Source organism: Cytophaga sp. (assembly GCF_051961495.1).
GTDB lineage: Bacteria > Bacteroidota > Bacteroidia > Cytophagales > Cytophagaceae > Cytophaga.
This window is the reverse complement of record NZ_JBQCDF010000069.1, coordinates 1-12,781: the sequence shown is the minus strand read 5'-3', so window position 1 is coordinate 12,781 and position 12,781 is coordinate 1. Positions and strand designations below refer to the sequence as shown.

The following is a 12,781-nucleotide window of genomic DNA, read 5'->3' as shown; positions in this document are numbered from 1 at the left end:
TAAGTTGTTTTAATTTTTCCTGATCAAACATTTTTTCTTGTATAAAAAGAGAATACTGTTACAGCTAATAATAGCGGAGAAAGGATGAGCGCAAAGAAACCAATAAAATCTCCGTGTTTGGTATAAAAGGTTTTTTCTTTGTTCATTTTTATTTTTTGAACAAGTGCATCCTGGATCCAGTATGAATTTTTCTGCAGCACATTTCCTTTTTGGTCAATAAAGCCTGAGATACCTGTATTGGCAGACCTTGCAACAGATCGTCTCTGTTCAATGGCACGCAAACGTGCATATTCAAAATGTTGTCTGTGACCTGCGGTATTTCCCCACCAGCCATCGTTTGTAATGATGCCGATGAAGTCTGCACCGTTTTGTGTAAAGTCGCTTACGTATTCACCAAAAACAGATTCATAACAAATGACCGGAGCAACCGACACTCCATTAGAATTTGATAAGGCCCGGGCAATACTGTCTTTCCCAATGGTCTGGACGATTCCGCCTAAGCTCGATGTTACAAAACCAAAAATTTTAGGGTAAGGCAGGCTTTCTACACCTGGCACCATGCGTGATTTGTGATAGATCTCCATTGAAGCGTCGGGGTTAACAATAAGTGCAGAGTTGTACATATCGTAATAAAAATTTCCGGCTGCAGTCTTACGGGCTGTTGAACTTTTGTGTTGTTCATCCATAAAGCGATGCGAATCAATGCCTGTTAAAATACTGACATGATTTTTATTTGCATAGGTCATCAATTGTCCTACAAATGGATGCTGTAGCAGCTGGTCTTCATTAATGTCTGTTGGTAGTGCTGTTTCGGGCCAGAGAATAAATTTTGTTTCAGGGGTACGTACTTTTTCACTCAAATTCAGCATGCGCTCAAATTGTATTTCATATGGGATTGCATGTTTTGAGCTTCTGAATTTTTCATTGTAAGGATCTATGTTTGGTTGTACTACTACAACTTCAACTTCAGCGCCGGATTCCGCATACGTAAAATAAATGATGGCAGATATCAGTCCGGGGACGAGCATGGTAAGAACTGAAATGAATCGTAATGTTTTTCTTGCAGGGTATTTAAACGCAGCATAAATTAATGTATTGCATAACAGGATCCATAGCGAACCGCCCAACATGCCTGTATACTCATACCATTGAACAAGAAACGTATTGCTTGCAAAAATATTTCCCAGGGTTAGCCATGGCCATGAGAGATCCCAGTTGAGATGCCAGTATTCAAACAACAGATAAAAAAGTACGAAGGATGCAAGCGCGATACGTTCAGCAGCAATTTTGCGTACCACGTAAAAAAACAGCATGGGAACACACATCAGTAAAGCATTCACTGTCATGGCAAAAATACCACCTGCTGCAGTTGAGTTATATACCCACCAGGTAGAACCGACATTCCAGATCAGCAAAGCTATATATGTGTGAAAGAAAAAGCGCGCAACTTTTCTTTTTTGGAAATTCTGTTGAATGGAATCAAATAATAATAGCAGAGGAACGAAAGCAATGAATGACAGCGGGCCTAGCGATGACGGAGGCCAGGAAAGTATGAGCAAAAAGCCACTCAACAATGAGTAGACGTACAGAGGGAATTTTAGAAATTGTTCGTATGATATTTTAAGCATAACTTACGGTAAGTTACAGAATGACTTCAGGTTTTTCATTCTAATACTGAAAGGTAATAAAAGATTAATATGCAAAAAAATATTCAGGCACATTGGTTATTGCCAGCTGTGATCAATCAAAGTAAGATTATTCTTGAAACGTATTATAAAATAAAAGGTGTGGCGTTATTTGATACTGGATATTCAGATGAATATAAGTCTTATCTGCTGTACCATGCACCCTTCGTTGTTGTATCGCATGGGATTGAGGCTGATCCGGTATTCAATTATGCGAATATGACGGCTCAGCAGTTATGGAGGATTGATTGGGAAGATTTCGTAAAACTGCCTTCTAAATATTCAGCTGAACCGGGGAGTACAGAGGACCGCCAGCAATTGCTGGATACTGCTGAGAGGCAAGGATACGTTGACCATTTCAGAGGTACACGGATATCTTCACAGGGAAATAGATTTGTTATTGAAAATGTTTTGCTTTGCAACCTGACAGACGGCGCAGGACAACGGATAGGGCAGGCGGCCTTGTTCAGAAGCTGGACCGATGTATAAGTTCTACGAATACATTTTAAGAATTAATATTTCAGAAAATCTTAAAACGTATTACTTATTACTTTAAACTTATTCCTCAGTTTTGAATACGGTACGTTTGGTGCCTGCATACAATTCATATTGCATCAGGCGGCATTCTATTTTTGCACTGAAGAATTTTATTTTGCGTTTTGGTTTCAGTCCTATACGTTTTGCGAGCTCCAGATTTCCGGTGAATACAAATCCTTTATATCCGCCACAACTTTTCTTGAAAAAATCTCCAATCTCTTTATATGTCAGCTCCAGGGCTTCTTCATGTCCTAAACGTTCACCATATTCTGGGTTCAGGATCACAACACCTTCAGCGCCCGGTTCAACAGGTGTATCCTGAAAATCGCTCAATACAAAATCAATCAGATGGTCAACGCCGGCTTTTTCTGCATTTGTCCTGGCGGCATCAAGTGCCCGTTGGTCGTGGTCGGATGCAATAATTTTATGCGGTAGAGAATCCTTCACATTTTTTAAGGCCATTTTTTTCATGGTATGCCAGGTTTCTTCTTCATAACCTTTTATATGCTGGAATGCATATTCATCACGGATCAAGCCGGGTATTTTGTTTGTACCGATCAACGCTGCTTCAATAGCCAGTGTGCCACTGCCGCACATAGGATTGATAAACGGAGTAGCAGGATCCCATTCAGAGGTGATTACGACCCCTGCCGCCAGAGGCTCTGCCATTGGCGCTTTCCAGGGATTGACCCGGTAACCGTGCCTTGAAACCGGTTCTCCTGAGAGATCAAGATAAATAGACAGGCTGCTTTCTCTCCAGTAAATAAAGATTACGACGTTGTTGCGCAATGGCCCTGAATCAGGGCGTTTGCCGGTCTTTTCAACGAAGTAATCGGCAATGGCATCTTTACAACGCACGTTTGCAAAACGTGTATCACGAATCGTATTATTCTGAACAAAAGAATCAATGCTGAAATAAGAAGTGTTGGAGAAAAAATTGTCCCAGTTAATATTTTTAGAAACTTTATACAGGTCATCCGGATTAACAGCTCTTGTTTCTTTCAATAAAAAGAGAACTTTGTTAGCTGTTCTCAGGTGCATACATAAATACATGGCAGTCTGTGCCGTACCCTCAACAACAATTCCGTGTGGCAGAATTTGCTTGATCGGGATGGAAAGAGCGTTTATTTCTCTTCCTGTTATGGGGCTCAGATCAGGGGCGCAAGTAATTAAAATATCACTTGATTGTTCAAATATGGACGTTTTCAAAATAATTTGGATTATTTCACAAAGATACCTTTTTATAAGGAAACTATTTTACTGGAAGTACGTTAAGCATTTTATGAAGAAATAATAGGATATTAATAATATATTACATAACTTTGAAATATAATAAATCATGGATTTAATTAAAGCATTTGAAGAATCGGTTTTGTCATCCAAATCATTGCCGGCACAGTCAAATGAAAATCTATTGAAATTATACAGTCTGTATAAGCAGGCTACGGAAGGCGATGTGAACATAGAAAAGCCGACTAATTTTTTTGATATCGCTGGAATTGCAAAGTTTAATGCATGGGAATCGCTTAAAGGAATTACAAAAGAAAGCGCCATGACTCAATACATTGATTTAGTTACAAACTTAGGACGATAAGTTTGTTTGAAGATAGTTACGATTTTGTTGGCTGTAAGACAGCGTATATTTCAGGATTTAGTCCGTTGAAAATACATGTTACAGCCAACTTTTGTCCTTAAAGGGTTAATTTTCCCCGTTGAATTAAGTTAAATGAACTTAGAACGATAAGTTCATTTTGAAGTTCGTTACGATTTTGTTGGCTGTAAACAGCGTATATTTCAGGATTTAGTCCGTTGAAAATGCATGTTACAGCCAACTTTTGTTTTTATACGGTTTGTGATATACCGCAATTTCCCCCAACAAGTAAAAAGTACCATTGAAAGGATGTAAATTACCATCATCTAAAAGATGGATGTTCTATCTTTGTTGTGTTATGTTAAAGGCCATCCCATCCATAGATATTTGTACACTTTCAGATTTTAAGGAAGATGATATCTTAGTGAACAGACTTTCTTCTTATCTGGAAGAACATAAAAATTTACATTTTCCGCACCGCCATAGTTTTTTTCACCTGGTTCTATTTACCAGTGGAAAAGGAACACATAGTATAGATTTTAATTCCTTTGTTATTCAAAAAAATCAAATCTATTTTATGATACCCGGTCAGGTGCACACCTGGGAATTTGAGGGCGAGATGGAAGGTTATGTTGTAAATTTTTCAACGGCTTTCTTTCGTTCATTTTTATTACGGCCGGATTATCTGGATGCATTTTCATTCTTTAGCGGGAACACACAGGAAAGTGTTTTGAATCTTTCAGATGATACAGCGCAAACAATTGTCAGCATTTTCGAAGAATTACTTCTGCAGACTGCCGGACAAAAGGCTTTTCGCTGGGATATGATCCGTGTATTGCTGCTGAGAATTTTTATTCTGCTGGATCAGCACACACATTCGGATCATGCGGTACAAACACCAGACTATAACTATGCCTTGCTTAAAAATTTTCAGAAGCTGATCGAAAAAAATTTCACCACGTTAAAACTTCCGATGGAATATGCAAGCTTGTTGTATATAACGCCGAATCATTTAAATGCTTTATGTAAAGACCATGCAGGAATGTCGGCCGGTGAAATGATCCGTAACCGCATTATACTGGAAGCAAAGCGTTTCCTGATCAATCCGGAAACAAGCATTTCTGAAATTGCTTATGCATTAAATTTCAACGACAATTCGTATTTCACCAAATTCTTCAAAAAATATGTTGGTGTAACTCCGGAAGAGTTCAGAAAAAGAATCAATTAAAATTCCACATACAAAAAGTAAATAGTTATGAAACCATTAAACAGTACACTGCTATCTCTGGTAACCCTGAAATGCCCACGTTGCCATAAAGGGAAAATGTTTACACACGCGAATATGTATGTATGGAAGACATCACACCTGATGCCTGAAGCATGTGAATGCTGCGGCCAGCCGATGGAACCTGAAACAGGTTTCTATTATGGCGCTATGTATTTGAGTTATGGCTTATATACTATGTTGTTTGTACCGATGTTTCTTTTAACGGTATTGTTTGATCTTCCTTATCTGGAATTCTTTATAAGCTTTGTTGTTTTGATCTTTGCGATATCACCTTATATATTCAGACTTTCGAGGGCATGTTATTTATATCTGTTTGTAAGGTATGATAAGGAAGCAGCGAAATGTAAAGCAGCGTAAGCTGTAAAGGTTATAAAAATGGATGCATGTGAAAAGGCTACTGATCACATGCACCAGCCAAAAAAATAGTCAAAAATATAATTACAATTACAGGGCACTGTTAATGGCTTTTACTATAGTTCCGTTTAATCCAACCTGGTAAGCTACGCTATCAACATATATACTTTCGGTGAGTCTGTGTGCAGCAGTTATTGGTACATGTATTCAGGTTGCTCCCTCATCTTCAGAGGTAATTAAAGCAGGTGTGTTGAGTGCAACATTGCCTCCGACTATGAAAGGCTGGCCGGATCTGTCAAAATACATAGAAGTATACACATCCGCTTGTGCGGTAGTTTGTTCTGGTGAAGGCAATTGGTTCCATGTCTCGCCGCCATTGATGGTTTTTAAAATATAGTTTTCGCTATAGCTGGTTGAAAAGCCTACACAGTAACCAGTATTCTGATCAATAAATTTTATTTTCCCATAGATTATTAAGCTTGATGCAGGCGTAGTAAGTGTTATTGTTTTTTGTATCCAGGTAGCCCCCCCATCTGTTGTTTTATAGATTTGATTATTCGTACCACAAGTAAAGCCAACGGTACGATTCAAAAACTCAAGATCATAAATGGTTTGACTGCCGGGAATGGAAATTTCTTTCCAGCTTGTACCACCATCAACGGATTTCATCATTACGCCCTCTCTTATGATAGACCCTCCAGCGGCTAGAATTGTATTCGCATCGAAGAATTGGAATTCAATATAATTATTACCGCTGCTGGGAGTAGTTATTTGGGTCCAGTTGCTCCCTCCGTCAACTGTTTTATAAACCTCGCCACTGCCTATACCAACAAAACCTAGATTGTTATCAAAAAAATTAATTACATAAATATTCCCTGAAGTGGGCAGACTTACATCTGCCCAGTTTTTGCCACCATCAACGGTTTTGTTTATGAAACCATTGATACCGGCAACAAAGCCATAATCTGCGTTTTTGAACTGGACATCAAGCAAGGATGGAAAGGCAACATTGGAAAGGTCTGTATAAATAACCGTATCATTTACCGGATAAGAAAGACCGGTTCCGGGTTGAGGATCTAAACACTGTTTATTTGAACAGTTACTGAAAAGGATTGTACCAACAAAAAGGGTAAATAAAAAAGAATGTTTTTTTAACATGCTAAAATTATATCAGATTTTCAATTTAACCATGTGCAATTATAAGACCACGTTTTGTGTATTCGTTACAGAAAAGGTGACATAATTGAATATTTTCTTCAGAAACAGCTTTTATTCAGCTATTTTTGTATAATTATAAAGGGATATATTTTTATTGAGGCCATTACTACTATACATGCTGAAAGATGAAAATTATATATATACAGAAAATGAGCTGATTGACCTCTGCATCAAAAAGCAGGTGCATGCTCAAAAAAGTCTGTATAAAATATTTTCACCCAAACTTTTTGCCCTTGCATGCCGGTATATGTCGAATAAGGAAGATGCAAAAGATGTTTTGCAGGAAAGCTTCATTAAAATTTTTGAAAAGCTATCTTCCTTTAAAAAAAACGGTTCATTTGAAGGGTGGCTAAAACGAATTGTTGTTAATACAGCATTATCAAAATATAAACAAAATCAAAAAAACATCATCAACTATTCTGCAGATGTTAATGAATGGGATGATGCTGAAGAAAATGAAATCCCGGAAGAAACAAATTCGTTCATGCAATTGGACGAACAAACCATATTGATGCATATACAGCAATTACCGGAAGAATATAGAATAGTATTTAACTTAGCAGGTATTGAAGGTTTATCGCATAAGGAAATTTCTGGTCTGTTGGGTATTAAAGAAGAGACTTCCAGAATCCGCTTGCTTCGGGCAAGAAAAAAATTAATGAATACATTATCATTAATTCATATAGTTAAGTAAAATGAATTCAATGGAAAATAAATTCGATAAGATCATGAAAACTAAAATGGAGAGCTATGAAGTTCTTCCGGATGAAGATTTTTGGGATAATATCGAATCGACGATGGTAAGGAAAAGGAATATGTTTTATATAAGGATCGTCTTACTTATATGTAGCATAATCCTTATTGCTTTTTTTGCATTCAAAAGATATTCAACTGCTGATACTATAAAACCAGAAGAGCTTGAAAAAACAACAAACCCAACAGCCTTACCGGAAGGTACTGGGGAGAACAGCTCCGGAGCTCAGCAAAATCAAGCTTTACCTGTAAACCAAAAGTCCCAACGAGAATCTGCAGAAATTTTATCAACGCAGGCTATAACAACCAACGCAGTTGATTCAATCAAAAATATTTCTGTAACGGAAGAGAATAAAGAAAACTCAAGCACGCATGCCGTTGTAGTTGATACCACAAATGTAAAAGTATCTACCCCTACAAATAATACACCTAAAAAGGTTGTTAAAAAGCCTGTATATATTATTAAGCAGGATACAATTTATAAAGTTGATACGTTGAAGACCAAAAAGAAAAAAAATAACTAATGATTCGCTTTTTCGTTACTACATGCTTTCTGTTTTTATTTTTTCACTCATTTGCACAGGTCGAAGATACCACTGTCAGTTTAGAGTATGATACAGTTATCGTTGTAAAGGATCCCGTTGTTGTTGAACAAAAATTTTACATCACAAAAGAACCAAAAGTTCAAAAGCACACGTTTTCATTGTATGCGGGTTCAGGTATAGTAATTAATTATATGAATACGTGTGATTGCTATTCGCAGAAGGACTGGGAAAATGCACATAAAGGCGAATATAATTTTTCGCTTTCAGCTGCTGTAGCTAAAAGCCTCAGCAAAAAAATCGGACTGGAATTGGGCTTTTCTGCAGACTACATTAAACAGAAATATTCTGACACATTGAATAATAATACTGTTTCGTATTCAAATCAAACATTATATGCAGGTATTATGACGCATGTAAAGTATACGCTTACTCCCCTAGAAAAAAAATATAGACTGGCTGTATATGCCGGAATGAAAGGCATGACAGCAATCAGCCAAAGCGGAGAAATATATAATCTTGCAAGTCATCCGGTAACCAATGAATTGAAGGCTGTAACACATCCTTATGCATTTGGTCTTTCGGGACGTATGGAAGGCTCAATACCACTTGGTGAATATTCAAGAATATTTTTAGGAATAAACTATTACTATGACCTGGTCGCCTATACCAATAAAAGTTTTGAGTATACCCTGCAACGAAACATCATTGGTTTGCTGGCTGGTTATCAGGTAGGATTTTAGATTGGTTGAAAAAATAATTCATAAGTATAAAAACAAGAAGCCGAACCTAAGCAAACACGTTCGGCTTCTTGTTTTATAAATAGATGATCTGTTATTGCACCTTACTCAATCTGCCGCAAGTAACCGTGTTGTTGTAACGCAGGATTACCTGATACATACCAGCACCAAAACCAGTTGTAATTTTTTCAGCATTACCGGTCGAAATAAAATTCCCCTGAGCGACGGAAACACCTGTCAGGTCAATGATCTCATAGTGGACGGCTATACCGGTTTCCGGCATTTCAATGTTGAAAGATTCTGCTGTTGGATTCGGAAATAATGTAATGCCGGATTGAGTAAATGATTTAGCAACACCGGTTGTAAGTTCACTTACATTTAATATTGTAGTTTTATTTTGTTGTGATGGATTTGTTTCTCTGACAGAAATTGAATAAGGTGTGGTGGCATCGGTAGTAAAAGGCTCCCAATCGACTGTCACCTCATTCGTATTTTGTCCGCTTACAATGGTTCCGCCAACAACTATCCATTCATAAGAAAAACCATTTTGGTTGAATACGCTGTAAATAGTATTCTGCTGTCCGGATATAATTGGATTTGGTCCGGAAATGAATGTACTGAAAGCGCCGCAGGGATCAATGGTAAGTGTTACAGGCGAAGAAGTCTGGTTACATGTTCCGTTATCTTCCTGTATTGTATAAATACCCCCTAGACTAGTTGTGTATGTACTGTTTGTTGCTCCCGGAATGAGAACTCCATTTCTTATCCATTGGTATGTCGTACCCATTGAAACGGTAGAAGTATATTTGAAAGACTTATCTGCACAAATGATTTGGTCGCCTTCATTGATTACCGGCGTAGGGATCGGTTTGATCACCATCGTGATTACATTCGATGTGAATGGATTGGTACCGATCAGGCAGCCAAGGTTGGAAGTAAGCTGAACTTCTACTTTATCGCCATTTACAAGGCTTGTTGTCGTGAAGACGTTCTTCGTTACAGGTCCTGTTGTGCCTGAGCCTGCTGCAGCACCATTCACATACCATAGATAAGTCGGGCTATTGCCGGTACCCGTAGCTGTTGCTGTAAAAGTAACTGGTAACCCTGCACAGCTTGGGTTGTTCGAAGCAGTGATCGTTACAGTTGGAGTAGTTGCATGAACAATGTCCAGTGTAACGATGTTTGATGTTGCGGGTCCCGAGTTACAGGTGTTTGACGTGGTTGCTACTACTTTTATTGTTTTACCATTATCTTCTGATACAGGTGTATAAGAGTATGTTGAAGAGGTATTACCTGTAAACATACTTCCAACATACCACTGATAGATGATGGTTCCGGAGCCTGTTGCCTGGACCGTTGCAGTAAAGGTAAAGGCCGCAGAACCTGCGCATACCTGTCCCGGATCGTTGAGTGAAACAGAAACTACTTCCGGCTGTGTTATTGTTTTTACAACAATATTGCTGCTTCTGTTAGATGGGTCACAAAGGTTGTAATTATAAGCTTCACGCTTGTAATAGGTAGTTTTGGTAAGCATGCCCGGCTGGTATTGTGCATTCGTAGCACCTGCAATGACTGTCCAGTTTGAAACTCCGTCATCGGAAACCAGCCAGCTATATCCTGTTGTGTTTGTAAAAGAACCACCACTTTCAGTAGTTACGCTTGTAATCATAGATGGATAACCGCCGGCACAAAGTGTTTCATCACCTGCAATGGTTCCCGGATCATAAGAAGGAGAAGGCAGTACTGTAATATGTACAGCATTGCTTGCAGCTACATTACATGGCGCAGGCGCGGTTATATCAGTAACAACCCTGCGGATATAAACATCACTTGTTAATGGTGACGTAAATGTATAGGACGGATTTGTTGAGCTGTTTATCGCATTCACCCAAACGACCCCATTTGCTGAGCTTTCCCAATAATAAGCAGGAGCTACAGCATTACTGGAAGATGTCTGAATGATGTTCAAAGGGATGCTATTGTAACATATTGTCTGGTCTGAACCGATAATACCGCTGCTAATACCGGCGTTTACAGTGGTCTTTATGGTATTACTTGTTATTGGTGCAGTGCTTGCGCACGAAAGGCTGCTTATAATTCTAACAAATACCGAATTGTTTGTGGCAGTTAAACTTGAAGTAGTAAAAGTATTTTTTTCTGTTGAGGGAGCTCCCGAAGAGATTTCTGAACCGGCACTGCCAGAGAACCACTCATATGATGGATTGCCGGCATTGATTGCGGTTGCTGTAAAAGTAACAGGATTACCTGCGCAGATGACAGATTTATCGGCGCTTATACTAACGGCAGCTACCGGCATTGATGTTATCGTTACAACAACAGGTGCGGATGCTACGGGTATTGACGGTGCACATGTTGCATGACTTACCATTTCAACAGTAACAGAGTTTGGGCTGCCTAAAACAGTTCCCATTATTGTATGGGTTGCGTTTGTTGCTCCCGGTATAATCGTACCATTGTTTTTCCATTGGTATTCAGTAGGTGTACCGCCATTCGTTGGTGAAGCTGTAAAGGTTATATTATCACCCGGACAGGCACTCGTTTTGTCTGCTATTGCACTCACCGATGGTGACGGAATTGCATGTACAGTCATGTTGATTACATTCGAATTTGTAAAAGGTGTAATTGCGCAAGCGGTGTTGCTTATCATTTTTACGAAGACCTGATCACCGTTTGTGAGTGTGGAGCTGGTAAACGTTGTTGCTGTTGTACTTGCTGCGCCCTGCGACGCTGTTCCGATAAACCACTCAAAGGTTGGGGCGATACCCCCGTTGTCGGGAGTGGCAGTAAACGTTACGTTTGTGCCCGCACAGATTGTGTTGGCTGGTGCAGCAGTGATTGTTACTGCCGGAGCAACAACTGTTGTTACAGTGAGTACGATGGTGTTTGAGGTTGCAGGGTTGCCTGTGGTACAGGTGGCATTGCTGGTCATAATTAACGAGTAGCTATCGCCGTTTGCTGCTGCTGTTGTTGAATAAGTTGCGTTTGTTGCGAATGCGATATTTGTTCCGTCTTTTTGCCACTGATATGTTGGCGTTGTTCCTCCATTAGTAGGTATAGATGTAAACGTTACATTTGTTCCCGCACAGACAGTTGTTGCCGGTGTTGCTATGGCAACATTTACCGGAGGTGATTGATTCACCGTTACTGTAGCTGTTTGTATACAACCGGCACTTGTTTTATAAGTGATTACGCTGGTTCCTGCTGAAACTCCTGTTACCACACCTGCTGAAGTTACAGTTGCCACTGAAGTGGTTGCCGATGACCATGGTGTTGTTGCGTCAGGTGTACCTGAACCGGTTAAGGTTGTTGTTGAACCAACACAAACCGTTAATGTACCGGTGATCGTTGGATGCGCATTTACTGTTACCGTTGCTCTTCTTATACAACCGTTACTGTTTTTATAAGTAATAACGCTTGTTCCTGCTGCAAAACCTGATACCACTCCAGTACTACTCACGATTGCTACAGCTGGTGTTGCAGATGCCCACGGAGTAGTAGCATCAGGTGTACCAGAACCGGTTAAGGTAGTTGTTGAACCAACGCAAACATATAAAGTCCCAGTGATCGTAGGAAGAGCGTTTACAGTAACAACAGCTGTTTGCGAACAGCCCTTATCACTTGTAAATGTTATTCTACTTGTTCCTGTTGAAACCGCTGTTACTAAACCTGTACTGCTCACGGTTGCCACGGCTGGTGTAGCAGATGTCCACGCAGTATTAGTGGCAGCAGTACCTGAACCGGATAATTGAGTAGTTGATCCGTTGCATACATCGAGAACACCCGTAATGACAGGCTTAGGATTAACAATCACGACTACGCTAGCTTCTGCGTAGCACAAAGAATTTCCTGCGTTCCCATCTTCAACGCGCAATACATACGTGCCGGCGTCAGCTGCCAAGCCTGTAATGCCGGTGTAATCAGGAGCTGCGATCGTGCCTGGATATGAACTTATATTTGTTAGTGTGGTTGGAGGTACCAGAACACTTGTTCCGCTACCGGAAACCTTTAGCCATGAATAGGTATAACCACTGGTCATTGGCGGGGAAGTGAGG

Annotated in this window: 11 protein-coding genes; 7 read left to right on the top strand and 4 right to left on the bottom strand. The window is 39.5% G+C overall.

Translation table 11 applies throughout. The features are described from left to right. Positions 1-23: 23 nt before the first annotated feature. Positions 24-1,628, bottom strand: a complete 1,605-nt coding sequence (gene lnt, locus ACTHJT_RS03220; RefSeq protein ID WP_440236331.1) for an apolipoprotein N-acyltransferase — start codon at positions 1,626-1,628, stop codon at positions 24-26. A gap of 69 nt (positions 1,629-1,697) precedes the next feature. On the opposite strand from lnt, the gene ACTHJT_RS03215 reads away from it, so the two are divergent. Continuing rightward, positions 1,698-2,174, top strand: a complete 477-nt coding sequence (locus ACTHJT_RS03215; RefSeq protein WP_440236330.1) for an MEKHLA domain-containing protein — start codon at positions 1,698-1,700, stop codon at positions 2,172-2,174. Positions 2,175-2,243: 69 nt separating this feature from the next. Here ACTHJT_RS03215 and ACTHJT_RS03210 read toward each other — a convergent pair whose 3' ends face one another. Continuing rightward, positions 2,244-3,431, bottom strand: coding sequence for a THUMP domain-containing class I SAM-dependent RNA methyltransferase (locus tag ACTHJT_RS03210; protein WP_440236328.1), 1,188 nt, complete (start codon positions 3,429-3,431; stop codon positions 2,244-2,246). Positions 3,432-3,561: 130 nt separating this feature from the next. On the opposite strand from ACTHJT_RS03210, the gene ACTHJT_RS03205 reads away from it, so the two are divergent. The 3 genes from ACTHJT_RS03205 to ACTHJT_RS03195 all read left to right on the top strand — a co-directional run bounded on the left by ACTHJT_RS03205 (position 3,562) and on the right by ACTHJT_RS03195 (position 5,458). Further along, entirely contained in the window at positions 3,562-3,816 is a 255-nt protein-coding gene (locus ACTHJT_RS03205) for an acyl-CoA-binding protein (protein ID WP_440236326.1), read from the top strand. Between the two features lie 355 nt (positions 3,817-4,171). Further along, complete coding sequence (locus ACTHJT_RS03200) at positions 4,172-5,041, top strand: AraC family transcriptional regulator (RefSeq protein ID WP_440236325.1); 870 nt, start codon at positions 4,172-4,174, stop codon at positions 5,039-5,041. Positions 5,042-5,068: 27 nt separating this feature from the next. Next, on the top strand, positions 5,069-5,458 hold the full coding sequence (locus tag ACTHJT_RS03195; protein ID WP_440236324.1) for a DUF983 domain-containing protein: 390 nt from the start codon (positions 5,069-5,071) through the stop codon (positions 5,456-5,458). Positions 5,459-5,662: 204 nt separating this feature from the next. Here the strand turns inward: ACTHJT_RS03195 and ACTHJT_RS03190 are convergent, their stop codons facing one another. After that, positions 5,663-6,613 (bottom strand): WD40/YVTN/BNR-like repeat-containing protein, encoded by a 951-nt coding sequence (locus ACTHJT_RS03190; RefSeq protein ID WP_440236323.1) that lies wholly within the window; start codon positions 6,611-6,613, stop codon positions 5,663-5,665. 175 nt (positions 6,614-6,788) lie between these two features. Between ACTHJT_RS03190 and ACTHJT_RS03185 the strand changes: the two genes are divergently transcribed. The 3 genes from ACTHJT_RS03185 to ACTHJT_RS03175 are packed head-to-tail and all read left to right on the top strand — an operon-like array spanning position 6,789 to position 8,711. Continuing rightward, positions 6,789-7,367 carry an RNA polymerase sigma factor gene (locus ACTHJT_RS03185; protein WP_440236322.1) on the top strand — a complete coding sequence of 193 codons (579 nt, stop codon included), beginning with the start codon at positions 6,789-6,791 and terminating at the stop codon, positions 7,365-7,367. 10 nt (positions 7,368-7,377) lie between these two features. Beyond that, a complete protein-coding gene (locus ACTHJT_RS03180; protein WP_440236321.1) occupies positions 7,378-7,950 on the top strand; it encodes a hypothetical protein in 573 nt (190 codons plus the stop codon). Further along, complete coding sequence (locus ACTHJT_RS03175) at positions 7,950-8,711, top strand: hypothetical protein (protein WP_440236320.1); 762 nt, start codon at positions 7,950-7,952, stop codon at positions 8,709-8,711. The genes ACTHJT_RS03180 and ACTHJT_RS03175 overlap by 1 nt, the downstream gene beginning before the upstream one ends. Positions 8,712-8,802: 91 nt before the next feature. Here ACTHJT_RS03175 and ACTHJT_RS03170 read toward each other — a convergent pair. Next, on the bottom strand, positions 8,803-12,781 hold a 3,979-nt coding region (locus ACTHJT_RS03170; protein ID WP_440236319.1), incomplete at its 5' end, for an Ig-like domain-containing protein.

Coding starts and splice junctions, on each gene's coding strand:
- lnt (WP_440236331.1), bottom strand. CDS start 1,628: ATGCTTAAAATATCATACGAACAATTTCTAAAATTCCCTCTGTACGTC.
- ACTHJT_RS03215 (WP_440236330.1), top strand. CDS start 1,698: ATGCAAAAAAATATTCAGGCACATTGGTTATTGCCAGCTGTGATCAAT.
- ACTHJT_RS03205 (WP_440236326.1), top strand. CDS start 3,562: ATGGATTTAATTAAAGCATTTGAAGAATCGGTTTTGTCATCCAAATCA.
- ACTHJT_RS03200 (WP_440236325.1), top strand. CDS start 4,172: ATGTTAAAGGCCATCCCATCCATAGATATTTGTACACTTTCAGATTTT.
- ACTHJT_RS03195 (WP_440236324.1), top strand. CDS start 5,069: ATGAAACCATTAAACAGTACACTGCTATCTCTGGTAACCCTGAAATGC.
- ACTHJT_RS03190 (WP_440236323.1), bottom strand. CDS start 6,613: ATGTTAAAAAAACATTCTTTTTTATTTACCCTTTTTGTTGGTACAATC.
- ACTHJT_RS03185 (WP_440236322.1), top strand. CDS start 6,789: ATGCTGAAAGATGAAAATTATATATATACAGAAAATGAGCTGATTGAC.
- ACTHJT_RS03180 (WP_440236321.1), top strand. CDS start 7,378: ATGGAAAATAAATTCGATAAGATCATGAAAACTAAAATGGAGAGCTAT.
- ACTHJT_RS03175 (WP_440236320.1), top strand. CDS start 7,950: ATGATTCGCTTTTTCGTTACTACATGCTTTCTGTTTTTATTTTTTCAC.